General features: G+C 57.8%; 31 protein-coding genes, 1 tRNA gene and 1 other annotated feature. Of the genes, 13 read left to right on the top strand and 19 right to left on the bottom strand.

The features are described from left to right. Positions 1-754 precede the first annotated feature (754 nt). The 3 genes from AB7828_RS03440 to AB7828_RS03450 form a co-directional block, all read right to left on the bottom strand. Positions 755-946: a hypothetical protein gene (locus AB7828_RS03440; RefSeq protein ID WP_441229397.1), complete on the bottom strand. Its 192-nt coding sequence runs from the start codon at positions 944-946 to the stop codon at positions 755-757. After that, entirely contained in the window at positions 946-1,875 is a 930-nt protein-coding gene (gene ligD, locus AB7828_RS03445; RefSeq protein ID WP_441229398.1) for a non-homologous end-joining DNA ligase, read from the bottom strand. The genes AB7828_RS03440 and ligD overlap by 1 nt, the downstream gene beginning before the upstream one ends. A 180-nt stretch (positions 1,876-2,055) precedes the next feature. Continuing rightward, complete coding sequence (locus AB7828_RS03450; RefSeq protein ID WP_441229399.1) at positions 2,056-2,406, bottom strand: hypothetical protein; 351 nt, start codon at positions 2,404-2,406, stop codon at positions 2,056-2,058. A gap of 133 nt (positions 2,407-2,539) precedes the next feature. Between AB7828_RS03450 and AB7828_RS03455 the strand changes: the two genes are divergently transcribed. Further along, positions 2,540-2,785 carry a hypothetical protein gene (locus tag AB7828_RS03455; protein ID WP_441229400.1) on the top strand — a complete coding sequence of 82 codons (246 nt, stop codon included), beginning with the start codon at positions 2,540-2,542 and terminating at the stop codon, positions 2,783-2,785. Beyond that, positions 2,786-3,028 carry a ribbon-helix-helix domain-containing protein gene (locus AB7828_RS03460; RefSeq protein WP_309943231.1) on the top strand — a complete coding sequence of 81 codons (243 nt, stop codon included), beginning with the start codon at positions 2,786-2,788 and terminating at the stop codon, positions 3,026-3,028. A gap of 161 nt (positions 3,029-3,189) precedes the next feature. Here the strand turns inward: AB7828_RS03460 and AB7828_RS03465 are convergent, their stop codons facing one another. Then, the gene (locus AB7828_RS03465) at positions 3,190-3,435 is read right to left on the bottom strand and encodes a hypothetical protein (protein ID WP_441229401.1); all 246 of its coding nucleotides are present in this window, start codon (positions 3,433-3,435) and stop codon (positions 3,190-3,192) included. 144 nt (positions 3,436-3,579) lie between these two features. Between AB7828_RS03465 and AB7828_RS03470 the strand changes: the two genes are divergently transcribed. Beyond that, the gene (locus tag AB7828_RS03470) at positions 3,580-3,795 is read left to right on the top strand and encodes a hypothetical protein (RefSeq protein WP_441229402.1); all 216 of its coding nucleotides are present in this window, start codon (positions 3,580-3,582) and stop codon (positions 3,793-3,795) included. A 270-nt stretch (positions 3,796-4,065) separates the two neighbouring features. Here AB7828_RS03470 and AB7828_RS03475 read toward each other — a convergent pair whose 3' ends face one another. The 5 genes from AB7828_RS03475 to AB7828_RS03495 all read right to left on the bottom strand — a co-directional run bounded on the left by AB7828_RS03475 (position 4,066) and on the right by AB7828_RS03495 (position 7,037). Beyond that, the gene (locus AB7828_RS03475) at positions 4,066-4,398 is read right to left on the bottom strand and encodes a hypothetical protein (RefSeq protein ID WP_441229403.1); all 333 of its coding nucleotides are present in this window, start codon (positions 4,396-4,398) and stop codon (positions 4,066-4,068) included. Then, entirely contained in the window at positions 4,395-5,117 is a 723-nt protein-coding gene (locus AB7828_RS03480; RefSeq protein WP_441229404.1) for an SOS response-associated peptidase, read from the bottom strand. The genes AB7828_RS03475 and AB7828_RS03480 overlap by 4 nt, the downstream gene beginning before the upstream one ends. Positions 5,118-5,133: 16 nt before the next feature. Beyond that, a complete protein-coding gene (locus tag AB7828_RS03485) occupies positions 5,134-5,574 on the bottom strand; it encodes a hypothetical protein (protein ID WP_441229405.1) in 441 nt (146 codons plus the stop codon). After that, on the bottom strand, positions 5,574-6,023 hold the full coding sequence (locus AB7828_RS03490) for a hypothetical protein (RefSeq protein ID WP_441229406.1): 450 nt from the start codon (positions 6,021-6,023) through the stop codon (positions 5,574-5,576). The genes AB7828_RS03485 and AB7828_RS03490 overlap by 1 nt, the downstream gene beginning before the upstream one ends. 798 nt (positions 6,024-6,821) lie before the next feature. Then, positions 6,822-7,037, bottom strand: a complete 216-nt coding sequence (locus AB7828_RS03495; RefSeq protein ID WP_439076998.1) for a DUF6894 family protein — start codon at positions 7,035-7,037, stop codon at positions 6,822-6,824. 214 nt (positions 7,038-7,251) lie between these two features. On the opposite strand from AB7828_RS03495, the gene AB7828_RS03500 reads away from it, so the two are divergent. From AB7828_RS03500 to AB7828_RS03515, 4 genes are all read left to right on the top strand, one after another. Continuing rightward, a complete protein-coding gene (locus AB7828_RS03500) occupies positions 7,252-7,554 on the top strand; it encodes a ribbon-helix-helix domain-containing protein (RefSeq protein WP_439068321.1) in 303 nt (100 codons plus the stop codon). 811 nt (positions 7,555-8,365) lie between these two features. Further along, on the top strand, positions 8,366-9,031 hold the full coding sequence (locus AB7828_RS03505) for a hypothetical protein (RefSeq protein ID WP_441229407.1): 666 nt from the start codon (positions 8,366-8,368) through the stop codon (positions 9,029-9,031). Positions 9,032-9,146: 115 nt separating this feature from the next. Next, positions 9,147-9,878, top strand: coding sequence for a hypothetical protein (locus tag AB7828_RS03510; RefSeq protein WP_441229408.1), 732 nt, complete (start codon positions 9,147-9,149; stop codon positions 9,876-9,878). 190 nt (positions 9,879-10,068) lie between these two features. Further along, positions 10,069-10,242: a hypothetical protein gene (locus AB7828_RS03515; protein WP_439059760.1), complete on the top strand. Its 174-nt coding sequence runs from the start codon at positions 10,069-10,071 to the stop codon at positions 10,240-10,242. A gap of 861 nt (positions 10,243-11,103) precedes the next feature. Here AB7828_RS03515 and AB7828_RS03520 read toward each other — a convergent pair. From AB7828_RS03520 to AB7828_RS03530, 3 genes are all read right to left on the bottom strand, one after another. Then, positions 11,104-12,594, bottom strand: coding sequence for a SulP family inorganic anion transporter (locus AB7828_RS03520; protein ID WP_439088927.1), 1,491 nt, complete (start codon positions 12,592-12,594; stop codon positions 11,104-11,106). A gap of 68 nt (positions 12,595-12,662) precedes the next feature. After that, positions 12,663-12,718 (bottom strand) — a sequence feature (sul1 is cis-regulatory element that is thought to sense ions involved in sulfur or methionine metabolism; They are found in Alphaproteobacteria). Between the two features lie 1,077 nt (positions 12,719-13,795). Continuing rightward, positions 13,796-14,086 (bottom strand): hypothetical protein, encoded by a 291-nt coding sequence (locus AB7828_RS03525; RefSeq protein ID WP_441229409.1) that lies wholly within the window; start codon positions 14,084-14,086, stop codon positions 13,796-13,798. Between the two features lie 186 nt (positions 14,087-14,272). Continuing rightward, entirely contained in the window at positions 14,273-14,449 is a 177-nt protein-coding gene (locus AB7828_RS03530; RefSeq protein WP_441229410.1) for a hypothetical protein, read from the bottom strand. Between the two features lie 95 nt (positions 14,450-14,544). On the opposite strand from AB7828_RS03530, the gene AB7828_RS03535 reads away from it, so the two are divergent. Together AB7828_RS03535 and AB7828_RS03540 are read left to right on the top strand one after the other, a co-directional pair. After that, the gene (locus tag AB7828_RS03535; protein WP_441229411.1) at positions 14,545-14,790 is read left to right on the top strand and encodes a hypothetical protein; all 246 of its coding nucleotides are present in this window, start codon (positions 14,545-14,547) and stop codon (positions 14,788-14,790) included. A 973-nt stretch (positions 14,791-15,763) separates the two neighbouring features. Beyond that, positions 15,764-16,825: a hypothetical protein gene (locus AB7828_RS03540; protein ID WP_441229412.1), complete on the top strand. Its 1,062-nt coding sequence runs from the start codon at positions 15,764-15,766 to the stop codon at positions 16,823-16,825. A 302-nt stretch (positions 16,826-17,127) separates the two neighbouring features. On the opposite strand, the gene AB7828_RS03545 is transcribed toward AB7828_RS03540, so the two are convergent. From AB7828_RS03545 to AB7828_RS03560, 4 genes are all read right to left on the bottom strand, one after another. Beyond that, complete coding sequence (locus AB7828_RS03545; RefSeq protein WP_441229413.1) at positions 17,128-17,436, bottom strand: hypothetical protein; 309 nt, start codon at positions 17,434-17,436, stop codon at positions 17,128-17,130. Continuing rightward, complete coding sequence (locus AB7828_RS03550; RefSeq protein WP_441229414.1) at positions 17,433-18,416, bottom strand: hypothetical protein; 984 nt, start codon at positions 18,414-18,416, stop codon at positions 17,433-17,435. Before AB7828_RS03550 ends, AB7828_RS03545 begins: the two co-directional genes overlap by 4 nt. Before the next feature lie 164 nt (positions 18,417-18,580). After that, positions 18,581-19,603 carry a hypothetical protein gene (locus tag AB7828_RS03555; protein ID WP_441229415.1) on the bottom strand — a complete coding sequence of 341 codons (1,023 nt, stop codon included), beginning with the start codon at positions 19,601-19,603 and terminating at the stop codon, positions 18,581-18,583. A gap of 109 nt (positions 19,604-19,712) precedes the next feature. Then, positions 19,713-19,964, bottom strand: coding sequence for a hypothetical protein (locus tag AB7828_RS03560; RefSeq protein ID WP_441229416.1), 252 nt, complete (start codon positions 19,962-19,964; stop codon positions 19,713-19,715). A 474-nt stretch (positions 19,965-20,438) separates the two neighbouring features. Between AB7828_RS03560 and AB7828_RS03565 the strand changes: the two genes are divergently transcribed. The 3 genes from AB7828_RS03565 (at position 20,439) to AB7828_RS03575 (ending at position 22,201) form a co-directional block, all read left to right on the top strand. Beyond that, positions 20,439-21,119 (top strand): hypothetical protein, encoded by a 681-nt coding sequence (locus AB7828_RS03565; RefSeq protein WP_441229417.1) that lies wholly within the window; start codon positions 20,439-20,441, stop codon positions 21,117-21,119. A 595-nt stretch (positions 21,120-21,714) separates the two neighbouring features. Next, positions 21,715-21,924 carry a hypothetical protein gene (locus tag AB7828_RS03570; protein WP_441229418.1) on the top strand — a complete coding sequence of 70 codons (210 nt, stop codon included), beginning with the start codon at positions 21,715-21,717 and terminating at the stop codon, positions 21,922-21,924. A gap of 73 nt (positions 21,925-21,997) precedes the next feature. Next, positions 21,998-22,201: a cold-shock protein gene (locus AB7828_RS03575; RefSeq protein ID WP_068738889.1), complete on the top strand. Its 204-nt coding sequence runs from the start codon at positions 21,998-22,000 to the stop codon at positions 22,199-22,201. A 64-nt stretch (positions 22,202-22,265) separates the two neighbouring features. Here the strand turns inward: AB7828_RS03575 and AB7828_RS03580 are convergent, their stop codons facing one another. Together AB7828_RS03580 and AB7828_RS03585 are read right to left on the bottom strand one after the other, a co-directional pair. After that, positions 22,266-22,418 (bottom strand): hypothetical protein, encoded by a 153-nt coding sequence (locus tag AB7828_RS03580; protein WP_158596709.1) that lies wholly within the window; start codon positions 22,416-22,418, stop codon positions 22,266-22,268. Positions 22,419-22,833: 415 nt separating this feature from the next. Then, positions 22,834-22,910, bottom strand: a tRNA-Arg gene (locus tag AB7828_RS03585). A 105-nt stretch (positions 22,911-23,015) separates the two neighbouring features. Between AB7828_RS03585 and AB7828_RS03590 the strand changes: the two genes are divergently transcribed. After that, positions 23,016-24,446, top strand: a complete 1,431-nt coding sequence (locus AB7828_RS03590) for an O-antigen ligase domain-containing protein (protein ID WP_441229419.1) — start codon at positions 23,016-23,018, stop codon at positions 24,444-24,446. Here AB7828_RS03590 and AB7828_RS03595 read toward each other — a convergent pair. Beyond that, positions 24,443-25,516 (bottom strand): acyltransferase family protein, encoded by a 1,074-nt coding sequence (locus tag AB7828_RS03595; protein WP_441229420.1) that lies wholly within the window; start codon positions 25,514-25,516, stop codon positions 24,443-24,445. The genes AB7828_RS03590 and AB7828_RS03595 overlap by 4 nt on opposite strands. Positions 25,517-25,721: the final 205 nt, after the last annotated feature.

A 25,721-nucleotide genomic window follows, 5' to 3' on the forward strand; every position in this document is an offset into this window, starting at 1 on the left:
ACCGCTACGAGGAGGCGACCACCATTGCGCGTTTGCACACCTGATTTCGCCTATTGGTCTAGCAATTGCATGAGACAGAACTATTAGGTCGAGATTAGGAGGGAACGATGGCGATGATCCACCGCCGTTGGACTGACGAGGAAACAGCAATGCTCCGAGCATTGGCCGGAAACCGGCCGCCCGAAGACATCGCCAAAGCGATCGGCCGGACGCGAGCGGCGGTCATGATTAGGGCGCACGAGATGCATTTATCTTTGAGGCGCTTAGATCCGGATGGGGTAGAGAGAAATTGGGCGACGCCCTGTCCCACGGCAGGTATTAATCGCCTATCCGCGCCGTCTCTGGAGGGCTCTTCAGGCAAGACTTCGGCGCGGTCCGCCTAAACAACCGCCGCATTCGTGCATCTCGTTGATGCCGTCGGCTACCAGCTTAATCGGCCGGCGATGTCATCGAACCGGCACCACCACATTGAAAAGCCGTCCGCCAGCCGCGGGGCTTTTTTGTCCCCGCTTAATCCCTCGGGCTTCGGTTTGTCGGCGCGAGCGATATGCCTTCACGGGTCGCCTTGCCTTGCACCGAGGTAACAGTCCGCTTCAATTTCATTGCGATCAGTCGGGTCGGGGTATTCTGCTTCACCAGCGTCTTCATGTTTTTCAGCTCGGCTTCGGTCTAATCGCGGCGAGGTCCTGCGGCTGACGCCTTTTTTGCGGTTTTCTTTGCTTTCTTAGCCACGCGTCTCTCCCTTTCGTCTACGTTATTGTACAACTTTCAGGCGCCCATACCCTTTGCTCAACCGGTCCTGAGCAGCGATGACGTCTTCCCGGTCCAGTATCTCGAGCATGCTCTGCAAGACAGCCTCTGGATCGCGTTTGCCGGGCTCGATGTATGTGCCCAGCAGTGCTTGAGCGTCGTGCATCGCCTTCATGATGATGTCGATGTCACGCATCACAAATCCTCCCGGAATCCCTTGAACACCGGATGGCGAAGTTTTCCCTCGGCTGACTTCGCTCGATACTCTATCTCCGCCAGCAGGGATGGCTTTACCCAGACGGCATTAGGCTTCTTGATCTTCTGGCTGTAGGCTTGAGCCTTTTGCACCAAGGGGGCGAGGCGCTTACGAACATCGGTCACCGTGCCGGGCGTAAAGCCGTGATCGACTTTGCCCGCATAGATCAGTTGGTCGCCATCTTGGCGTCCGACGTAGAGTCCGTCGAAGCGGTTCTCCTTCAGAGCGAAGCCGACGATCTGCAGCGTCTCGCGCTGTCGGCATGTCATCTTGACCCAGGCGTCGGTCCGGTCGGATGTGTAGCGGCTATCGCGTCGCTTCGAGACCACACCTTCCAAGCCCATCTCGCACGCGGTCTTAAGCATGTGCGCGCCGTCGATATCGAAGCTCTGGCTGAGCAGAATATCGCTGCCCTTGAGCACCTTCTCCAACTCGGCCTTTCGCGTCACCAGCGGCGCTTTCCGCAGGTCGTAGCCGTTTAAATACAAGAGGTCGAAGGCATACATCACCAGCATGTCGGAGGGGCGGCCGGCGCGCAGCACTTTCTGCAGGACAGCAAAATCCGTTGTGCCATCCTCGGCCGGGACAACGACTTCACCGTCGATGATTGCCGACTTGGTTTTCAGATGCCAAGCATCAGTCGCGACCTTCTTGAAGCGATCGGTCCAGTCATGGCCGCGGCGCGTGTAGATATGGATGCCCTCGTTGGCGATGTGCAACTGCACGCGATAGCCGTCGAACTTCACTTCATGGATCCAGCGGTCACCCGACGGCACCTTGCCGATCGAAGACGCTAGCGCGGGCGCGACGAATCCAGGGAAGGCCGCTTTCACGCCACCTTCCGGGACTTTTGGTTTAGGATAGGGCATCTTACGGCCTGGGAGCTTCAGGCACTGGAGTGGCCTGCTGGGCGGGACCTCTCACCTTCCGCTGCGACACGCATAGAATGCCTTGCTCGGCTTCGTCAGCGAGCAAGCGGAACAGGCGAGCCTTTTCCGGATCCTTTTCCGCTAGGGCAAGACGACGATAGCGGACGGCACGGGGATCGGTCATGCGAGCCTCAAATTCAACTGGCGCTCTCGGCCGGCGTGACGCACCACGAAGTCTTCGATCGAGGAGCTCAGGTCTTGATGGGCAGCGTCAGCGCGGCGCCGGATCTCGCGCGCAACATCCTCTGAAACGTCGTCGGCCCAATGCTCGAAGGTGTTGAAGGGAACAACCCGTTGTGGATCATTGTACTGCCCAGACATCAGATCGTGGATGACTGTCTCTAAGTCAGTCTGACCGATGTCAGGCTCGCGCCATGCGCACCCCGATCGCTCGAAGCAGTCCAGAACGAAATAGACGTTCTGATCGCTAACATTCGGCACAATAGAGGGTGTCCAACGGGACTGACGCATACCGGTACTCCAACGCAACTGACGGTCGATTCAAGCTAGTCACAGGTGATTCGTTCCGCGGCGACTTGGAACTTGTTGATCGCATTCTCGTTTTTCCGTGGCCGCGGTATTGCGGTGCTCGAGAGGAAAACGAATGGCTACCAACAAACCAACCGGCGATAACGCCCGCAAAGGCGCGGTGAAAAAACGCAGTCAGACCAAGACGACGATGGGTGATGCAACCACCTGGACGAAGCGGGACAAGACGACCGGCGAATTCATGGCGATCAAGAAAGCGAAGAAGGCCGCCCCGAAGAAAGCCGCGGCTGCAAAAAAGAAGACCGCTAAGAAGACAACAGTGGCTAAGAAGTTTAAGGGCGTTAGGCGGGAGAAAAAGTAAGTGGGAAGTCGCCACGGCTCGGCGGGTACAATCCGTAAGCGGTCGGTCATGATTGATGGACACAAGACCAGCGTAAGTCTGGAGGATCAGTTCTGGGAGTCGATCAAGGAGATCGCTGCTGAACGTGAACAGCGACTGACCGAGCTTATCAATGTCATCGCTGAAGGCCGCGATAGAGCAAACCTGTCGTCTGCTCTGCGAATTTTTGCACTAAACCATTATAAGCAGACGCGAAGGCGATGAGCAGAGCTACGGTTGTTTGGCTTAGACCGACGGCTCAGCCAAACAACCCAAAGACCCATCCAAGCACACCGAGTAGGGGAACTAAGGCTATTCCGACTAGTATCAGCGGGGCAGGCTCGTTCCCATCGTCATTCGGTTTGAAAAACTTCATGGGTCCCTCATCAATCTGCAGGCCGGCGGCCAGTGTGTGAATTGAGCGGCCCCTTGCGCTCGCGAAGCAGCTCTTCCGGGATGGGGTCGTCAGAGCCCGGCAGTGGCTGGCTTCTGACATCTGCGCCATGCTGTGCGGCCTCATGGGCCGTCGTGGCGTCTTTCACTTGATGAGGTTGCTGTTTCCCCGCGGAGGTATTGGGATCGTAGGTGCCGCTGCGCAGGTCCCGGCCGTCGGTATGCATTTCGTTTGCCATGTGAGCCTCCTTTTCAAGGGCCTCAATGATCGGCGGCCGGTGTCGTTCCGCAACCAGCAATCAGCCCTGCGGCGTAACGCAGCACAAATGGGCGGAACATCGTGCGAGCGGAGGTGTTCGACTTAATCTGAAACGGAAAGTTCGATGCCGACAGGTCAGCCAACGCCGCCACCGCGCGGAGCAGGGAAGTTCGCCGCTATCGCTGCGGCGATTGTCGCGATGATAATCGTCGTAACGTTTGTTGGCATGAATATGCAACACGCGCAGACGGCAAAGGAGCAGGAGGCGGGACAAGTTAAACCGGCCGATGCGCCTATGACTGAAAAAGACCTTGGTAAATTGCCCGCAAAGCCAAATTAACCGCGGTCAGGGTGTCCCATGCGGCAAAGACCATATGTAATCGCCGCCGTATTTCTTCTTCTAGTGCTCGGAGGCGCGCTGATCTTGCGCGATTCTGGCACCCGCGCGCCTCCCGACCAAGCCTTCAAAGCACAGCAAGAGTAAACTAGGCGTCCTGCGGTTGATCTGTGCCGGGAAGTTCACCTTCGGGCGTTTGGTTTTTCCACATAAAGAAACCCGCCGCACTCGTGCATTTTGATAATGCCGTCGGCGAGCGGCGCCGGCGCGCCCTCAGCGCTGAAGCCCTAGCGAGGCGGCCGGGAGCTTAAATTCTTCGCCCATCTCGGTGCGGTCTGCCAGGTCGCAGTTCGGTCCCCACAGGATGTAGCCGCCGCTGCCGTGCATCTCGATGAGGCCGGCTGCGATTAGATGATCCCGGCCAAGAGCGTATTCGGCCGCATTAGCCTTGTCCCGATTGAGAAAGGTCGCGTTCCATGCACCGACCGGGATCATGCCTCTCCGGTCTGCTCCGATGGCCTTTGCGATCTCCCATAGACGTGCTGCGGCTGCTTCTGGCCTGGCGTAGGGGCGGTCTTTGACGAATTGCTCGAACTGCTTATTCATATGGTAGGCGCTTCGTCTTTCTTTTTTCCGCGAGCGATAATTTTAAGTGCGCCGTCGGGGAGAGGGCGCTGTAGCTTCGTCGCCTCTTCCGTCGGCGCATTCATCCAGGCTTGCAGTTCTTCGGGCTTCGTCAGGATAACGGGCATTGCTTTCGGGTGGATTGCGCCGACTTCGACGTTCGGTTCGGTGGTGAGAAAGGCGAAGATGTCGTTGGACGTCTCGCCCTCTTTGACCTTCCGAACCGACGTCCAGTTCGTCCAGATTCCCGCGAAGAATGCCAGAGGCCGGGTCTCGTCGAACGCATACCATATGTCGCCACCCTCAGCTTTGTTGAACTCGCTGAAGGACGTGAAGGGCACCAGGCATCGGGATTCAACACCGAGCCATCGCCTCCAGTGCTTGCTGTCGAGATTACGTATGTTCGTCGTTCCGCTGTCCGGCTCCATCCGCAGCAGTTCCTTGAAGTCGATCTGCATGCCCTTGTCATGGAGCTTGGCGGCGCGCTTCTTCGCCGCCTGCATCTGCGCGAACTGAGACGAAGGCATGCCCCAGCGCGCCAGCGCCAATTCAGTGCCGCTGGCATTGTTGCGCACGATGGGTGCCGGATAGTCCGGGAAGATGCCCGGCATAGCGGGCAGGTTGCCCGTGCTGTCGACGTCGAAATTAAACAGCCGGCGTATGGCGTCCTGGTTTTTCGTCATCGAGTAGAGATTGCACATGCGGCGCTCCTGGCCATTACATTCCCGCAGGCTTTCCGGTGATGTGTTCGATATGTCCCATGGTTTCTTCGTGGATGCCCGGATTGAACATCGCGCCACATGCGCACTGGATTGGACCTCTGTTGTTCCGATATCCAGCATCCCATAGCGCGTATTTGTTGGCGGTCCACTGTTTCTCACGGCGCGAGGCCTCGAACTCCGCCTCGGTGCGCCTCGGCAGGAACACCTTCCATGCGGCATCGAAGCCGGCGCGGGCATTTTCGAAGTCGAGCGCTTGGCCTCTGAAACATTCATCGCGATGGAGCGGGTAGAAGCCGCAAGACCATTTCCAGATACCGGACCTCTCCGGGTTCGGATCCCAGTCTTGCTGAGCGATGGTGCCGACATCTACGTCGCCGTAGCGGATTATCCACGTCTCAAGTGGGGCGTCGGCGCGATGGCGGGTAAGTTCGCTCATCACAGCCCCTCCGGCGCGTGCCGTTGTCCGGGTGCCAACTGCAGCAATGTCGCGAGTGGGCGCTTGCCGCCTTTCGCACATCGCTGACAGCGCAGGCGGGTGGCGAGATCGTGAATGCATGTCGTGTTGACGTGCGGCAGCTCCGCCAGGCTGACATCGCGCTTGGCCCGGCATCTTGAACATTCAATCTCGAGCCACGGGAAACCGCCATTGAGCGCCTGGTCGACGGTCGGTGACGGGTCGACCGGCTCGCCGTCCGCCCACATGCGTTCGTTCCAGCTTTCGCAGGACAGCCTATCGGCTTCCCGGATCAGCGCCTCACCCTTCGCGCGCAAGTCGTCCGACTGGCGCGCAAGCATTAGCGTCACTCCGCGTGCCTTCGTCAGCTCCTTTCTGAGAGCTTTTCGGTCACCGCCGGATAGGGGCGTGGGGTGATATTTCGGAGCCATATGGACGTCCAAGCATGGCGGTCAAAAAATGAAAAAAACAAAAGCGCTAGGTTGTCTCAAATGACGGCCAGCAACCGTCCTCCTCGAGGCGTCCTGTCCGTTCTCTGCAGCCGTCATCGAGCAGCTTCATCCCGACGTCTTTCCAGACCGCGTGGGCGCCGTACACGCGCACTGCATCCACGGTCTGAATCTCCACGATCCGATCACAGCGACGGCAGGACACTCGCAGCACATGGCGCGGAATCTCGGATAGGCGTCGCTGCTGAATAGGGACGCCGGTGCGGATCTGACCGCGAGGGTCCCGGACGATGGAGTCCCAATACGCCTCCGGGAGATCGTCCGCGGGGCCGGGCGCCGGGATAGGTGCCTCAGCCGGTCGACCGGGCTTGGCGGCCAGCCTTTCCATCTGTTTTGGCGTCGGCATGCGCCAGCTTGCGGGTCTATCGCTCATGCCCTCAATTAGAACATAAGAAGAACAAAAGTCGAGTCCGCTGAGGTTGAATCTCGGGTGGAGCGCCGGCGCCGATGGGTCGGTTCGGGGTAGCCGAGAAGCGCGAGGCTATAAGCGCACCAGAAAAATACCAGCAGCCGCGACGGCGACGATCCAAGCGGCCAGCACAGCGATTGGCGGGATCCTTGAGCGGGAATTAGAATTCTGCATGGGCGGAGCTCATAGAGACGCAGGTCCGTTTACGCGGGAGGCCTTTTAGGGAGCCTACCACTCTCAGCACCTTGCCGTGCCACAGAAGCTGTTTTTAACATAGACCACAGCGAAGGGATCCGGAGATGCAACGGGGGTCATCGAATGGGGCTTTCCGGCTTCACCGGCTCTTTGTGAATTTCTGTCCCTTCGTCGTCTTCCACAACGATGTGGCGGGGCTTAGCGCCGGTCAGCGCCACGTACTTGGCTATTAGCTCGGCCTGCCGCTTTGCCTGCTCTTCATTTTGGAGCTCCAGTCCCACCGGATCTACAAGCTTCGTACCGTCGACAATGGGGAAGTAATATTTGGGCATACGCGTCCTCCGGCAGAGGAAATGCGCATGCTTTCAGCCAGTTCCAAGTTGGTTACAATGGGCCCAGATCGGCATCGTAAACCTTTCGTTAACCATGCTGGATCAGCCTATAAGAGTGCGGTGGCACCGGACGACTATGGGGACCGGCAGCCGCAAGAGCCGCCCGGTGTCATGCCCGGGCGGCTTTTTGCTGCTTGCGCGAAGGAACTTCAACATGCCCGAGCTGAAGAGGCCCACAACACCACGAAAGCAGTCGTTTACCAGACCCGACGGGACGTCGACGAGTATCAGCCTTGAGGACGCCTTTTGGGAGGCGTTGAAAGAGATCGCGAGCGAAAAACGTATCTCGCCGACAGACCTCACCAGGCGAATTGATCGGGACCGGGTTCGAGGCAATCTTACATCGACAATACGTCTTTTCGTCCTAGAGCACTTTATTGCGAAATACCGATCGGCAACTGACGCCAATGCGGATAGGCAGCGAAAAGCCCGCCCCGAGGAGGGCGTGCGTTCTTGATAGTTGCCCCAATTACTTTTCAGGATGACCGGAGCCGGGCGATGTCGTTTCGGATCCCCGCCGTCTTCGACACGGCGATGCACCAAGTTTGGAAAACTTTGCTTAGGCCTTGCGACCGACAATTGGCCTTAGTTTGAAATTGACGAAATCCGCGACCAGCGGCAGAATTTAGCCGCTATGGGTCAAGCCGAAAGACCATCCTGTCCCCACTGTGGGGCTCATCTGATCTTGGCATTGCCGCCGGGCGGCAATGGGCCGCGCACGTTCCAATGTTTCGACTGCGATCGACCCGATCCGCTTAAAACAGATCAAGCGGTAGGCTGGTTAAAGGGCGAATTGCAGCCACCCAAATAGTGTCTGTGCGGAAATAAGAGCCGTCCATGCGTTCCTGTATCTGGAAGCGGGCGACAGGTGTAAAGTCTCCCCATCATCGCCCGTTCCTCGGTAATCATCGGTGACTGAGAGTGCTCTACGCTCCCGCCTGATCTCGCGGTGAGCATGGCCTGAGTCAGCTTGAACAGGAAGGTGCTATCACCCGAACCGGCCCGCGGGAATTTTTGGTCCGTAAGAACATTCGATTCCCCGCCGGCTTGCACGGCGCACACCTGGTTATGTTTCGAATTCAGAAGGGCGTACCCGCGCCGCAGGGCGATCCCGGCCACTCCTGCGTCATATTGGAGGAAACCGGCATGACGCTGTACAATGCAGCAAGCTGCCATTGATCGCTGACCTGAAGAGATGAGCTTAGTGCCTTTCGTATCGCGCGAGTTGGCAATGTCATTATCGTTCTTTATTCGGGGGCGGGGGACGAATGTTCAAAAGTAGTGTTGCGGTCACGATCGGCGGCGCGGTCCTGGCCAGCTTTTTGCAACAGGCATGGTGGATTAGAGGTCTTGAGGGCGCAGCTCTCGGCTTCACGACATTCGTCACGTTTCCGATGATTTACACTTGGGCAAAGCGCACCGCCGATCCAGTGCATCTTACGATCGGATGCAGTCCGGCCGTGATGCCAACGAAGTTGCCGCCCGATGGCTTTACAGTAGTGATGCTATATCCCGGGGGAGGCGGATCAATGTTGGGCTACGGCGAACCCGGCGAAGCGACCGGGTGGGCTCCAAATTCGATGGCGTATCGTTGCGAAGTAAGAAATTTGAGCGGAAAGCCGCTACCTGCCATCGCAATCACCTTGCCGATCAAGTACCGAAATGGTGACGGTTCCGAGATCGAGCCAGCTAAGCAGTTTGGGAAAATCCGTATTGTTGCACAGCGGCTAGACGCCGCCTCGGACAAACCGTTCGTGTTCTTCGTTTTCAACCCGGGTGGCTACGGTGCAACCGTTGAAAAGATCGAGGCTGATTATCACGAGCCGGACCCATCCAACCCGATAATCGAAATCAAATCAAATCTGCTTCACCCAATAGAATTTGGGTCTGCGGCGACCAGGATGCTCGATCCGGCAAGCGAGTTTGTAAAGTAGCGTAATATCGTGAAAGCGCGTCGCCGCGGCACCGCACTTTGGCCTAGTGACCGTTGACGCCTGGCCACGCTTTTGGCTGCTGAACGCGAGTCTAGATCCATCAGGGGGGCCTTCGGTGCCGACAGTCACTCAACTTGTTACCGGTTCTTTTCATGTCGCTCGAGGGAAGTATCCGGCAGAAAACCGCAAGTGGGTTGGACTTTCACATGTCCTGGCCGGCCGGGCTGGCATCGCGCCAATGTCGGCCAGCATACAACAAGCTGGCGAGATCGACCTTCTTCTCCGGGCCATGGAAGACGAATTCAGCCCGCAACAGGCTGATCGCGACATGTTCGCGTTTCACTATCAAAAAATGCTGTCCGAAACATGGGTTCTCGCCTGTTACGAATTTTTGCGCGCGCTCAGGCAGCGCGATCGCGAGGCTGCAGATCTCCTGAAAAAAGCTGGTAAGCCGTCAGAGCCGGACGCGGTATCAGAGTCCGAGAACTTCAAAGCTCTGTTCGAGAAACTCGAGTTGCTGCGCATGCCGATCGCTAAATTTGAGATTGCGAAGGACCCTTCCATGAAGGAGCCGCTACAAATGCGCTCGGTCGGTCCGGGGCCGGAGCGCGAATTTATCTATGACAACAAAGATCCTGCTCGAGTCCACATCATGCCGACACACGTTACTCACGACGGGCGCATCGGCTGGAGGGCTCTAAATCACAAGACCTCTCAAGAGTTTACAATCGAGCGCCGTAGCCTGTCGGATCAGATACTAGGGCTTTTTGACTGGGTCGAGCCGGCTGGATTACGAGAGGCTCGTCTGAAAGCTGAAGCAGAGGCGCGTCCATACTCTCAATCGTAATGCTTGCCTTCTAATCAACAGCGAGCCGGGGGTCCCGCACTAGTTGGTCAGGATCGCGCCACTATGGGCGCTCGTACTGTAACTTCATGCACGAATGCGCGTGTCCAACGTGGCGTCATGGGCCATGGATGTATTCCTGATTCGCAAATGCAACGCTAAAGTCTGCGTATCAACAGATTCGGAGACTGGAATGCAGACGACCACGGTTCGCGTCACCACACCAATGCCATCGGGCAAGGAGCCACTGGTTTGGCACTTCGATCTGATGACAGCAAACCCCGCAGAGGCCATCCGTTGGACAAAGGCCACGCCTCAGGTCCTTCCTCACGCGATCGTCGAAGTTATCGAGCGCGCTCCTAACTGATCGTTATTCGGGAGTGCGGGGCTCGGACACCAGGGAATGGCCCGATCTGGCGGCCACACGCGCACGATACCAAGAAAGCGTCATTCGGAAGATTCCGAAGGAAATGATGTAGCCGAGGCACCAGGAATAGAACATCAAATACCCAAGCGCCCCTAGCGGGCTGTTGTCGGGCCCGTGGGTCACTCGATCGTAGACCCAGACTGCCAAGATCCCTGGTGCTACGAGCGCGTAATAGACATTCACCCAGCGAGCATTGCCCAACACCCCGATGACCACAGCGACCGCTGACAAGACGGCTATCGAAGGGAGGCAATAGATTGCGAGAAGTAAGAGCACAGTAGCGCGTTCCTATTTCATCTACGCTGAGGTGACCCAAGCGGTCTCGCACTCTATTGATAGCACTCGGGAGACCTTACCGGGGCTGGTAAGATGGCATGCAATGCATAACGACATGGTCGATATCTCGTTGGGTGGTTGAGCCCGAACCTAGCGAACTAGGCGGCGCCCGCCCGGATAACACTTATAGTCTGGCCCATGCTCTTGTTTGCAGGAGGTGTGCACATCGGCCACGAAAAAGGCGGCCATCAGAACCACGAGAATTAAACACGCTATGGCTATTCGGGGATTCGTCATCGCCACTCGCAGATTCCAAGTAAGCCACTGAGTTCGGAAGAGGCCATATCCCATTTACCCGATGGCGGTGAGGGCGTCACGGGGCAGACCACAACGATCATTTGTGTTCAATGCATCGGCCGGTCCAGCGAAATTTCCGCAATCATGTTGCCGCCGTCATCGAGAACCTGCAGGCTCGCAGTAGCATTGGGTCGAGCCGTGAGCGTCTAGAGGATCGAGAAAGTGCACTCATCCAGATGATGCAGTGGTGTCTCGCACCAGCGGCGCGTGGCGATCCACTAGTACGGCGCTCGCCTGGTTCAGGCCGATTATCTCGATCGCTATACCGTGCCGCCGCATCTTGCCGACGACTTCATCGAGCGCGGCGACGGAGGTGATGTCCCAAAGGTGAGCCGCGGTCAGGTCGATGCGGACGGTGCGGACAGTGTCGCGCAGGTCGAAGTGATCGGCAAAGATGTCGGCGCTGGCGAAGAATATCTGGCCGGATACAGTGTAGATCCGGGTGTCCGTCGTAGCGTCATGGCTGATCTGTACCTCCATCAACCGGGTTACCTTGAAGGCGAAGAACACGCCGCTGAGCAGCACACCGACCCCCACACCTATCGCCAGATCGTGGGTCGCCACCGTCACCGCGACGGTGGCCAACATGACGATGCCCGAGACCTTTGGATGGCGGGCAAGGTCACGGATCGAGCCCCAGGAGAAGGTGCTGATCGAGACCATGATCATGATCGCCACGAGGGCGGCGACGGGTACCTGCGCAACCCACGGCCGCAGTGGCACCATGACAATCAGCAGGAAGACACCGGCCACCAGCGTCGACAGCCGGCCGCGACCACCATAGCGCACATTGCCGACGGTCTGGCCGATCATGCCGCAGCCGGCGATGCCGCCGAACAGGCCGGCAGCAATGTTGGCGAGGCCCAGCCCTGTGCATTCGCGGGCCTTGGAACTGGTGGTCTCCGTCAGGTCGTCGACGACGCTGGCGGTCATCATGGACTCCAGCAGCCCGACCGCGGCCATCGCCAGTGCATAGGGCGCGATGATGCTGAGCGTTGCCCATGTCAGCGGTACGCCCGGGAAGCTGAAGGTGGGCAGCGCATTCGGCAGGCGGCCGAGATCGGCGACGCTGTGGATTGGCATCGGGAAGGCGACGGCGACCACTGTCAGCACAACGATGCAGATCAGCGGCGAGGGAATGGCGGTGGTCAGGCGTGGCACCAGATAGATGATGGCGAGGCCGAGCCCGATCATCGCATAGGTGTGCCAGGTGACGCCGAGCATCTGCGGCACCTGCGCCGAGAAAATCAGGATCGCCAGCGCATTGACGAAGCCGGTGCGCACCGAGCGCGACACGAAGCGCATTAACACGTCGAGCTTGAGCAGGCCGAACACGATCTGAAGCAGCCCGGCGAGTAGCGTGGCTGCCAGCAGGTAGTTTAGGCCATGGCTGCCCACCAATGCCGCGGCGACAAGCGCCACTGATCCTGCGGCACCGGAGATCATCGCCGGGCGCCCCCCGGCGAAGGCGATGACGATGCCGATAACGAAGGACGCAAATAGTCCGACTTCCGGATCGACGCCGGCGACAAAGGAGAATGCGATGACTTCGGGGATCAAAGCAAAGGTGCCGACCATGCCGGCGAGAACGTCGCGGCGAATGCTGATGGCGCCGCCAACCCACTCGGAGTGGTAGCGGGGAAAGGACGACGATTTCATGGATAGTTTCCGCAGTGGCGCCAAACAGTGCACCGCAGGATGCGATGGACGACTGCCGGGCCGGCGTGCGTGGTCCGGCGGATCGGCGGCCGGAAGAGCCACCCGGGGTTTCACCGGGTCCAGAGCGATGACAATTTACTAGCGACATACAATAATTAAGGCAAGCGAGCGAAGACCGCGATCGAGTTCAGGCGAATCTCACCTCAAGCATTCGGCTTTTCGTTTTGAACTATCTTGTCGCCAAGTACCGATCCGCACCATAGAAAGTGCCGGATAGGCTGAACGAAAAAAGCCCGCGCGGAGAGTGCGGGAATTTGCTGCTTGATGGGAGTGGTTGTTCTTTCTTATCTGAGCTCTGCGCCATCTCCCGATGGTGCTGCAGGTGCGATGTAGTCGCGCTTGGCGAGAGGACGAATAGCGGCTTCCCAACGGCGGTGATCAAGTAATGCGCAGTACTCTGGGAGAATCCGTGGAGGATCTTCGAGCCGCTAATTTTGAATCCGCCCCTGGCCCAGACTACGACTGGAGATCGGATTTTGTTGTCCGTAGTTTGCGCGTTGGATGGGTCCAGCACTACGTCGGGGGTGAATTGCGAACATCTGCCCAATGGCTTGAAGTGTCGCGAAGCTAAACGCGGCGAACGAAGCTGCTGCCTGCGCCGTGGAAGCGAGAAATTCATTTCATGATGCAATGATCGCGCGCCGCTACGCCAAGAGACACCCCTGACGCTTATCGAACGCGCCGCGGGGGCTCGGGCCATAGTCTGGCCGTAAAGCGCGAACACCTTTGCCGCGTGGCGTGGGGGCGTCACAGCTTGGGGAAGCGCAATGCAAGAACAGGAACCGAAAGCCGGTTACACGTTCTATTTTCAAATGTCTGACGGAAAAGGCCGCTTGTCTTGTGCGGTAACGGTCGCATCTCCTACTCGCGATCAAGCCGAGATAATTTTCCGGGACAATTCGCTAGAAATTGTTCGGTTGGCCCGTGCCAATATTGCCAGCAGAACTCTCGAGACGAGTTCGCTTAGGCTGAATTTTCCCTAGACCGGGCGCATCGCTGGCGTCACCGCTTAACGTCGTCATCGGTCTTCTTCGGCATCTGTCGCTGGCTTGGCAAGGCGGGTTCGGCGGCACCGGCGATGGCCGCCGGCAGCATTGAAGGCCGCCCGGTGCCATGTCCGGACGGCCCTGGCTCCTAGCCCTTACTTGGACATGCCGCCCTTGTTCTGCTGGCCCATACCATCCTTTGACGCGCCGCCCTGCTGTATATTGTTGTTCGCGCCAGTGTTGCTCATGCCGCTCGTACCGGACATCCCATCCTTCTTCATGGTGTCAGGACGATCAACAGCCGTCCCGGTTGAAGTAGTACCGGGTTGATTGACGCCTGCGCCGGTTGAGCCGGGCTGTGGAGCACTCGGGTTAGCGCCGGATTGAGCGAAGGACGCAGTGGCGGAAAGCCCAACAATCGCGGCAGCGATGACAAATTTCTTCATTTGAATATCCTCGTGGTTGTTTCGTACTGCAGTAATGGGCTGATGCACGCTACGTTCCGACAGCCGACGACTTATCTTTTGAAACTTTGCCTGAGTCCGTGCGTAGCAATCAGTGAGGCCGCGCCCCAACGCGACTTCGAAAAGGTCCGTCGCATCGGAGTCCTCCGGTGCGGCGGGCTTTTATTGTCAGTGGGTTTTAGTTTCTTTCCACTTCTCCAAGTCCGGCTTTGGCGTATCAGGCAGGCTCGGGTCAGTGGTATTCTGAGCGTTCTGTTTCCAGGGCTCATTACTCTGTGATTGCTTACCCCAGTCTTGCTTATCGCGGTCGTCATCGCTTGGCGGGTTTGTTTTCTCGGCGCTCATGGGCAGTCCTTTCAGTTAGATGTTCGTAACCTCCGGTTTAATCGTGTGTTCCCCGTTTGCGCGGAACGAATCCAATTCGTGCCGTTTGAATAGGCATGAGAAACAATCCTGGCCAACTGGTTCACCTCGCTGTCCTCATGGAAGAGGCGATCCAAATTGCCTGGGATTATCTGGAACGGGCAGGCGAGATCGAGGACGCAGAGTTCTGCTCGCACATTCTGCTCCGCTCGGTTGAAACCATGATCCGGCAGGGGTTAAGGAGCCGGCTGCTGCTCTCAAACAGAGCCATTGCTCAATACATGGAAGCTCTTGAGGCTCGCACGCTTCAAGCAGCCTCGTAGAGAGCCATAACGATGGTGATGGGTGGAAATCAAATATATCTAAGGCGCCAGCAGACGGGCATTGGATGGCTCGTCGATAAGTGGCTGGCTTATTGTCAGGCTGAAAATGTCGACGGTCGAACCGACGGCCTCAAGAGACGTAAAGGGCGACGATAATCTAGGACTTGGCGTCCTCGTCATTTTCCTGCTGGTGCTGGGCTTGCCACTATTGCTCTTGTGAACTTAGAGCCAGGCCACTGACAGCAAGAATACTGCGGTCGCAATGAGCGCCACACCTGTCATCGCCGCTATCATCATTGAAAGCACGCGCATGCCGTAGCGAAGCGGATGCGCACTCGGTCATCAAGTGCGTATTGTCAGGATCAGATATGCAGAGCAGAATCGGTCAATGGTGGACAGACACGCACGATCAGAGGCAAGAAGCGGAACTCGCCGCCGCGCTGGCGGTCCAGCTGGCGGCGGTCGCTACCGTGAGCCTACGGTTACTGTTCGAGGCCCTGGGAGCCTGACTAAGAAGATCGCTGCGTTGGTTTTAGCGAGGAGCCGAAGCTCCGGGAGTATGGTCGTTATCTAGCGGCGTGTAACCCAAGTGGGTGATGCGTTTTAATCAGCGGCAAGGAGATCAGTTCATTAAGCTTTGACGTAGAGGCTAGCCCCAAGCGGCCTTCGTATTCGCACCGCGACTAAGACCCGCCGAATTCGTCCTCGGCGGGTTTTTCTGTACGCTCATGCGATCGGATTTCAAGCAACCAGATCACAAGCCCCACCGCGATTCCGAACGTTAGCACGCTCGCGCCCAGGGACGCCAAGTCGAAAGACGGCCAGCCTTCAGGTAGGGCACCGATGATTTGCGCTAACGGCAAGTTCGCCTCCCTGGATGTGGAGTCTGCCCTCATCCTAATACAGTTGACGATCAACCTTAAATAGCAAACGATGGTCGTGTTTACACACAATTTTTTTTGGGGGGGGATCAATGAAGCGCACGGTAGTTGTGGCATTTCTCTTTTCGGCCGTGATTACGCCGGCCTTTTCTCAAAGTATTTGCACCGGCCTCCTGACGTACACGGGTAGGGACTTAAGCACGGAGGTTCGTGAAAACTCGATCGCTGCAAGCATATATTCCGAGCATTGCGAGGGTAATACCTCGAAGAAGTCGAACTCGACGAATGTTGGTCTCGAGGCAGTCGTTAAGGCCGTCCCCGTCAAGTTCAGCTTTGGCGGTTCCAGTAACGAAGAGAAACTCAACAATTTTTGCAAAGTTTACGACCAGCGCCGAGCAGAGTTTTCGTCGGAGCAGATCGATAGATCGACTGTTGTGAGAAGCTCCCTAGAGGCGTTCAATACGTGTATTCGGCTTGCAGCCAGTGACATCTACTTCAATCCTCTGATCGGAAAAACGAACGTCGCTATCGACATCAAGCGCGGTGGTGAAGATGCAGCGATAGTCGGCGTGCACTACGACAACAGCTTGGTGACATGCAATCTTCCAGCCGAAGATGGTAAGGGACCTGCAGTCGTAGCGGACAAGAACATAAACAGAGCGCTGAAGACGGCGTATTTGCCTTTGGCGTGTGAGCGGCTCGCGCAGCCAGGCCCCGGTGGAACAAAGCTCTATCCAGCCGTCGAGATCACCGTGGCAACGAGCAGGGGCACCTTGCTTTTGCCAGTTGGGGCAGATGCAGCGATGCCGATCCAGTATGCATCAGAAATCGGCGAGCGCATCAAGCAGTTGGAAACTGGGATCGCAAAAGCTGGTTCACGAAAGATGAGCTGCGATCTAGTCCAGAATGTCGGGACGGGACATTATCCAATGGTGGAGGCAAAGATCCCTGCTTCCGCGCTAAATAATTCCGTCCTTACCGGAGGCGGCTGCTTGATGAATCAGTATCCGGCTTTACCCCACAATGGGACGCTGTTGCAGAATCGACCGCTCGACGATCGAACCGGCTGGAAATGTGCTGCGGGCGACCCTCCCAGCATCCCTCTAAATATAACGGTCACGGCTTACGCGATCTATTGCGGCGTAAAAGATTGAGGCGCGCTCTGCGCACTGCGGGTTAAATTCTACAGGACGCAGAATTCCTCCGATGATCCACTCGGAGGAGCGGCAGCAGTACCCATAGGCATAGGGGGGGAGTCCTGAAAAATTTCAGGTGCTCCCCTCCCGGACCATGCGCAGATTTTTTCCTGTCTGGAGAAAATGCGTACTGCGTACCGCAAAACGAATAGGCGGAAACCTAACGGCATCTGACACTTAGCCCATCCTACGGTGATGAGGTACGCAGCACCGGTACGCACCTGCGTGCTGCGTACCAAGAGGGGCGCGCGGACCGTAGCTCACTCAGCCGCCTGCAGTAGCTTCGACGATGCGCGCAACGACGGCCGCGGCATCCGCGCCTTGGACTTAGCTGGCTTTGCGACCTTCAGAGGCTTTTGCTTCGGCCGGCCCCAATCCGCCTCGACAAATTCGGCTCCTATATGAGCGAAGTTGTGCTCGTCGTCGTATTCCAGCTCCCAAGCGATGTGGTGGGCATGGAGCTTGGGCTTCCTATAGCAGTTGCTCAGCACCCATCGCTTCCTGAATGCGATGCGCGCCTCGATCAGCGCCGCGAGGGTCTGTTTATGCACTGATGACCCGGGAATCATGACCACAACCCCTCGGAAATGGTGTCGCCGCGGGTGGTCGAGCTGGTGTCGAACATAACCTCGTCCAACGACACCAGGGTAGCATTGCCGAATTTCGCGTACTTGGTTGGGAACATACGCTGGTGGTCAGCGACGAATCTCCCAATCCGAGATCGAACATCTGATCGTAGAAGGCTTCCTTCCAGCAGAGCCGTCATTACATTCTGGGTAATATCATCTCGCACATAGTCGGGTAGATGCATCGGCACCAGTGCTTGTATTCTATAATAGTCGTTTGCTTCTTCGCGAGCTCTGGCGCTTCGTATTCGCTGATGTCTGAACTGTTGTCCTCGGCAGTTGCTGCCCTTTATTGAATCGAGAACAAAGAGGTTGAATTCAGGGTTTGCCCGGCGGTAAGTCGCAAGGATGGCGGACGGAACTGCGTAGTACTTTGAGCCGAGTGCTTTGCTTTGGATTTGGGTGATCGGCACCCCGCGCGACAGCAGGTCCTTCACCTTGAGTAGCACATCAGCTCGCATTATCCCGCCAGTTGCTCCGCGGCGTTTCTGACACGTTTTGCAGTATCGGCCCCGGCACTTTCCGACGATATGAACACCAACATTATTCCCGGAGAGCGGATGTCCGTGCTTGCAATGAGTTGAATTTCGCCTCTTGGAGCCTTTGTTCTCGTCGGCCTTACGTCGATTGATCTCCGCTAATCGATCGACCTCGGCGCCGTACTCCGGATAAGTAGCGCAGTGCTTTCTAAGCTTGCTCGCCGAGACGATCGCTAGGCCACTTTCATCAGCTTGGTGCAGATGCTTCAGTGTCATTCCACCGCGCATCTTCCGAATGACATTGTTCGCTTGCCCAGGCGTCATGAACCGCGGCGAATTGTATTTCTTATCGTAGTCTTCGGCCGCAAGTTCATACAGGCATTTGCTGACTCTGGAGCAGCCGCTCGCGTGAGGGCAGCTCGAGCAAACCGAGAGAGCGGACATGCTGGGTCTCCGAATGAGTGGCCATTTCAGGCAACACGCACACAGCGCAACGCACGGTGATTCGAGACGGGAGCAGCAGGCTCCTACTTGGCGAGTTTGGCAAGCATAGAAATGGCACCTTCGTTCGCAGGGGCGCGGTGCGGTGCTGCCTTAGCTCAGCAGCATCAGCCTACGGTCATTTGAATTCGTAGTCGTAGATCTCGAAGCATCTGCGGGGCCGTCATGTCGAATAGCTCGACGCGAGCGGTATCTTGACATCGAAGATTTTTGACGATGTCGCTGCTAATCGCTTGGCGGTTGTTTGGGTCAACTTTCTTCACCGTCGCCATCACATGGCGGTAGTCACTTTTCGGCACCCGAAGCAGTTCCATATTCTGGGCGTGAAAGCCGAAGCCGAGAAACATCACCATGTGCGCAGACAGAATTTCTTGTTCCAGTGCGCTGCCGTCGTGGATAGCATCGCTTTCGGTGTAGGTTCGGATACGAGAAATTGCATTGAACAAGTCGGTCTCGCCGCCGTATTTTACGAAATCGGCGTCGTTCTGCAGAACCGACCCGATGCCACCGTATGGACGGATGATCTTTAGACTGCGCACGATGTCGGCTGCCCGCAGCTCTTCAATGCCGATCCGCTGGAGCGCCCAATAGATGTAGTGCTCAACGCAACGATCGTAATTGAAATTCACAAACGTGACCTTATCGAAAGCTAGCTCTATCTCGCTCTGCTTCACGCCAGATATCGCCATCGAAAATATCTGTTCGATCCAGCCGTCTCGGCCCGCAGTGTCGTCAGGCTTCGCGTAGCGCTCCGACAATCGGATGGTGCTGTCCGCCTCAGCCTTCAGGATTAGCCGTACAATACTCATCTTGCCGAGCGTTACTGCTTCGGGTGTCTCGCTGAGCTGGTAGAGCGCATCATCGATCGACACGGCGGATGACAAGACCGATGCCAAGGCATTGCCGGCGACCGTGTACTTGTTCAACTGATCGCGGTCATCCTTGTAGCGTCGGTAAAGCACTCGGTAGAGGTCGTAGTTGCCCGAAATAGGCTCGTTCCCGCCGCGCATGGGGTCGAAGCGGAATCGAACGTCTTTGGCCGTGCTCGTCACGAGAGCGCTTCCAAGGGGCATGTCGTATTCGACCCCAGCTCCGGCCCCGATGACTAAGACGGTTCGTTGCTTGAACATGTCGGGCCCGCGCGTTGGGAGCAATGCACCTGAGTGGTGGCGTGCGGTCAATCACCGCATGGGGGGCGGGGGTAGAAATCCCCGAAGACCGATCAGCGTGGACCGGGCTTCAGGCATTGCCGCCTTGCCGCTGTCCTGACTGCACGATTTCTCTGACAACGAATTCAACGCCTGATGTGCAGGCTTCAATCAATTTTGAGTCCGTCATCCCCTGTTCGGCCGCCGTCTCTGTGATCGCCCGTCTTGCCAACTCAATAGCGACGGCTCTTTCATTTGGATCAGCTATTTCAGCGATTTTCATCCCGCCCCGGTGGACATAGCCCATCACAGCGTCGAAAGCCTTTTTCTGATCTGGTGTCATGGCCGCTCCCTTTTTGCGAAGCTAGCAGATCCTCCGCAGCGTGCGAAAGCGCCCCGAGGGGGATAGAAGGGGTGTCCACACCGTGGACCTCCCAAAGGATACGCACATTGTGAGTACCCTTTGCCAGGTCGCGCAGATGCGCCAAAGCGCCCTGATGGGGAGTTGATTTATTAACCGAACAGGTGGAGCATATCAGCGCGTCTGAAAACGCTGACCAGTGACTACCCGCAATCCATCTAAGGATCGTGCCCTCGACGCCAATCGGGGGCCACGCGGATATGAGACCTGTGGTCTCAACGGACGAGCTTAGCGGCTCGGCACCGAACGGCCGAATTATGGCCGGAGGGCGTCGTGCTGTCCAGAGTCCTTCGGGGCTTAAAAGCGTCGCACCTGTCTCACTGGCAGGTTTTCAGCCTCCGGCTGCCGGCCGTTCCGGCAATGGCTCTGAAAGGCCAAAACCAGTGAGCAACCACCATGAACACCACCCACCACGGGCCAGAAATGGCTCCAGAAGCGCTATACTTCAAAACCGACGTTTCCCCTGAGGTCGTCTTTCAAGCGATTGGAAGCCTCCGGAAGGAAGCCCGGGACGAAATCCACCGGCTCATCCAGTTCCTCGACAAGACTGACGACTATGTCTGCCGGGAGCTCGAGGACGCCGTCGACGATGGCCCCATCGACGACAACGAGCTTGAACCCTCGCTATGCGGCGTCGACGCCGATCCCAGGCGGCATGATGGCGGGGATGGGTGCGGTTGGTTCTCCGACAGGGAGCTCGACGACTCGGATGATGAACCGTCACTAGGTTCCATCGAAAACCACCCGAACGGCTACACCGACAGTGGCGTCACCCGCAGCCAAGAGCATTGGGCCGGTGGCAACACGGACGAGCGAGAAGGCGACGGTTGCGCCGATGATAGGGAGGGTGACGAACTGCAGCATGGCGGCGAGGGCGTCACTGAAAACGACGAGCCGTCGCTGTGCGGGATCCACGCCGACGGACTCGCCGGCGGCGACCGCGACCTCGAAGACGACCTCGGCAGCTTCGACAGGATGATCGATCAAACGAAGTCGACGCAGGTTAGCAGGCGGCACTGGGACGCTGCAGACTTTCCGGTGGCGGACGGCGAATACGACAGCCGGCCTGTGTCGTGAAGCGCGCGGTCCAAACCATCGACCGCATCATCATCGCGCTGCGGTCGGGAATCCTTCTTTAAGGTTCCTCCGATAGCTTCATCTCAAGCGGCACCGTAATGCGTACCGCTAGCTGGTAGACGAAACGACAAACCCGCTGGATTCGTCTCCGGCGGGTTTTTCCTTGCCCCTTAACCTGCGTTTAATCTGAACGCTGCTTCCTAGCGCTATGGAGCATGTTACCAGAGATCGAAGGCCGGGAATTACGCCAGAGCCAAAGCCTAGGCCAAAGGGGCCTCGATTCTCACATTTGGCGAGACGTCGTTCGCGGTTCTTCGACTTCCGAACTTCAGTGTTCCTTCTCGCGTCGACAGCCTTCATTTTGTACATGCTGGATCGCCTATTTCTGGAGAGCTCTGGCACCAGAGAGGTGGCGAAGTCCATCGTGATCATTCGCGCTTCCATCGGATTTTGACAGCAGCCAGAAGACGGGCAGGCATCTGTTCGTTAAGGAATCAGCTACACCATGCTCGCAGCGGGCCAGTAATGCCGGACTGCTAGCAGGTATGCGACAAACCCGCCGGAGCGACCCGGCGGGTTTTCTTTGGAGGCGACAGTGGCATCAACAATCGAGCTTATTGTCAGCGCATACGTCCAGGTTGGTGATCGGGCGGCGCTGGTCGGTCTGCTGGATCATCGAAAGCGCATCGCCAAGGACCTGCGAAGCCGGACCGGGTTCGATTTTCGCGTGCCGTTAGATGCTGTCGAGACTGAGATCGAGGTCATAGAGGCAGGCGTGGCCGCATTCGATAACTCGCCGTCCTAGAATCCTATGCGTGCATTTCTTGACTCTCGGTGGCTTCATGCGACGTTGTACCGATAGCAGCAGGGAGAGCGACGTGGCGACTGGTACGGTAAAGTGGTTTAACGCGACCAAGGGCTTCGGCTTCATTCAGCCGGACACTGGTGGCAAGGACGTGTTTGTGCATATTTCGGCCGTGGAACGGGCTGGATTGAGCACGCTCAACGAGGGTGCCAAGGTCAGCTACGAAGAGCAGGAAAACCGCGGAAAGACGTCGGCAGAAAACCTGCGCGTCGGCTGATGCGGCGAACTGACTGAAATATCGATCCGCCGGTTTTCCCAGTCCCCCGGCGGGTCTCCTTTGCTCAGAAGAAACCCGGGCTGAGATCCAAGCCGTAGGTCATAGCAAGGATCGATACGAACAGTCCGGCCGCCCCGAACCAGACAAGATGCATCCAAGGCGACGTTGTGGGTGCTGTGACGATCGAGGGCGTTGGCTGCTTCAGTGCGACTGGCATGATGGCCTCCTGCGTTGCTGGCCTTCATAGGTGCGGCGAGCTGTCGCAGAGGTTCAGTTCTATTTTGCTGACGAGACGTTAGCGGCCGCGCACGAACAGCGGGACCGTCGACAACCACGAAGACGGTCCCGCCACGCGCTCGAACCCTAGACCTGGGGGAATCGGGCCGTTCGGCGAACCTCAGGATGGATCGGTTTTCAGAAGGTGTCGTCACAGCATTTTGCCGCATCGACGTTGTTACCGCGCAAAGAACGATTCATGAATATCGTGTTGCGTCCGTGTTGCGTGCACTCATCGTGACTAGACGGGAAAGCCTGAAATCAAAGGGGTTTAGCGAATACCAGACGCAACACGGAAATCGGCAAAAGAACGAAGCCGATACCGAGTTAATTCACTGATTTTGTTTGGAAACTTCTGGTGCACTCGGAGCGATTCGAACGCCCGACCCTCGGAATCGAAATCCGATGCTCTATCCAGCTGAGCTACGAGTGCGACGGCGGCACCATAGCGGCGAAAGTCGCAAAAGCTAGCCCCGCAATGGGGGAGCGTAGGGGTTTTGCCTAACGTTAGGGAGGCTGATCGCGATAGTCTGCGTTTATGAATCAAGGCCGACTCAAATCCGGTCCGGTGGATTTCGTCCTGTCCGGGTGGCTACCGACTGCGCTGCTTCTGATCGTGACCTTGGTGGTCGGTCCCGCGCTGGGCGGATTGTCGCGTCCGCTCTTCGTGGTCGGCTGCGCCGCTGCTGGCTGGCTGGCCTGGCAACGCAGCACCGCGGCCCATATCCAGTCGGCCATCCTGCTGTTTGCCTTCGCACCATTCGTGCGGCGCGTGGTCGATGTGTCGGTCGGCTACGACGCGGCCAGCATCATGCTGATCGGGCCGCTGTTGTTCATCCTGACGCCGTTATCGAGCCTGTGGACGTTGCTGTCGTCCCGCGAGCAGTTGCGCGATCCCTGGCTGATCGCGCCGGCTATCGTGCTGGCCTGCATCGCTTACGGTGCCATGCTGTCGGTTTTTCAGAATGACTGGATGAGCGCTGCGACAGGTGCGTTGAAGTGGGCGGCGCCCGTGCTTTACGGCATCGCTTTGCAGCAGCGCGCAAAGTCTGATGGCGAACTCGTCAATGCCATGGCGCGCATCTTTCTGGTGGTGCTGCCGCTGACGGGTCTCTACGGCATATGGCAATATGTCGATCCGCCGAGTTGGGATCGGTTCTGGATGAACTACGCCTCGATCCTGTCGGCAGGGTATCCGCTGCCCTATATGGTGCGCGTCTTCAGCACGATGAACGGGCCCGCCACTTACGCGACCTTCACCGCAACGGGACTGCTGTTGTTGGGCTTTCTGAGACCCGGCTGGCAGTCGCTGATTGCCCTGGCGCCCGCGGCACTGGGCCTGTTGCTGTCGCTGTATCGGACCGGCTGGATCGCGCTCGCGCTGGCCGTGGTGTTCTGCATGGTGTTTCAATCCACACGGCGGCGGGCGCTTGCGACCGGACTTGGCATCGTCGGCGCAGCCATGGCGGCGGTCCTGTTCACGCCCTTCGGCGATGTGATCACCGAGCGGCTGCAGTCGCTCGGCAGCGGCTCCGAGGATGGCAGTGGCAACGAGCGTCTCGAAGAATTCGTGACGCTGTGGAATACACCTGACAGCATGGTGGTGGGATCTGGCTTCAGCTTCACCGATATCGGTGTCGCGGGCACCATGCCGGTCGATGGCCAGATCATTGCGAGCTGGCTCACGCTCGGCATTCCCGTCGGGCTGCTTTGTTTGGCAGCCTATATCTGGGTCGGGGTCTGGAGCACGTCTGCGGCATGGCGGATGCCGACCAAAGAAGGCGTGGTGCTCGGTGCTCTGTCGCTCGGCGGTATCCTGATTCACTTGCCCCTGACCAGTATATCGTCAGGTGAGATATCCGCTCTGTTCTGGATGATCTTCGCGATGGCCTGTCCGCACGACCAGACTGTCAGACCTGCCGAGGATACAGCGATGCCTCCGGAGCAGGTGCGGACTGGCAGAGTTTAGTCCGATCGGGCCACCTGGCTGACAAGCGGAGCGGCTGCAGGTTTGCGCTTCCGCAGTGGCGCGAGGCCGAGTGGCGCCAGCAGATTTAACCGCTGCAACACGACATGGGCTACCATGGGCAAGATCACGCCGGCCGCGGTGCCTGCGAGGAGATAGACCCACGGCATTGGCGGCACGTGCAGCATCTGCATGATGATCCGCGTGCCGGATCCCGCCATGATGTGCAGCACATAGATCGTCATGGACATCACGCCGACCAGCGCTAGCCAGCGGTGCCGCGTCTCGTTCAGCAATTTGCAAAGCAGCACCACGCTGGTGATGCCGAGAATACATGCCGGAAGCGATGCTATGCCATTTGCGTCGAAGCCGGAGAGCTGTCCTCCAACGGTGACCGCAGCAGCGAAAGCGGCGGCGATCACGGTCAACATGGTCCAGCCCGTTCGCCCATGAGGCTGCCACGCCATCACGATGCGTGTTGCATAGAGACCTGCGACATAAAACGGCAGGTGATGCATCGTGAGCGCAAGATCTGGCCGGATCGGCAACAACATGAATACGATCAGGCCAGCGAGTGAGAAGACAATCATGATGATGCGATTGGGAATGAGCACCGCCAGTACGTGGCAGATCATCAGGGCATATAGAAACCAGAATTGCGCCATCGGCCGATACCAGATCGCCGCGAGATCGCTGGTGGTGATCGGAATATTCGCATTGCGTGATATCAGCATGATCACGCTGCCCTGGATCAGCGACCAAAGCACATAGGGATAGGCGATTGTCCATGCCTTGCTGGCGAGGAACGGCCGAGCGCCGCGTGTGAGGCTGTGCTGTACGTTCAGGCCCGCGAGAAAGAAGAACAGCGGCATGTGGAACGTGTAGAGCGTATAGCTCATCCACTGCGCGAGCGGTCCGTCAGGAAACAGATGTGGCGGTATCAGGCCGCCGAGTACGTGGCCATAGACCACGAGAATGACGCCTATACCGCGTGCAAAATCAATCCAGACCTGACGCGTGCGATCGGTCTGCGATCTTGGTGCTTCTGCATCTTCGGCTGGCGATAGTTGCATCGTAGGACATCGCTGGTTCGGAATGTTTGGATTAGCAAGACAACATACGCCGAGAGCCGTACACCATCGTTAACGCCGATCCATGAAATGGCGGTCGGGCGTTCATAGGTGCTTTTCTGGAAAACAGGCTTGATTTCTCGGTCATTTCGGTGCCCATCTGCGCCGACAAGCTGTCGGCAAGCCGTTCTGTGGCCAGTTCGGTCTC

The sequence above is a fragment of the Tardiphaga sp. 215_C5_N2_1 genome, assembly GCF_052076055.1.
Taxonomy (GTDB): Bacteria; Pseudomonadota; Alphaproteobacteria; order Rhizobiales; family Xanthobacteraceae; genus Tardiphaga; species Tardiphaga robiniae.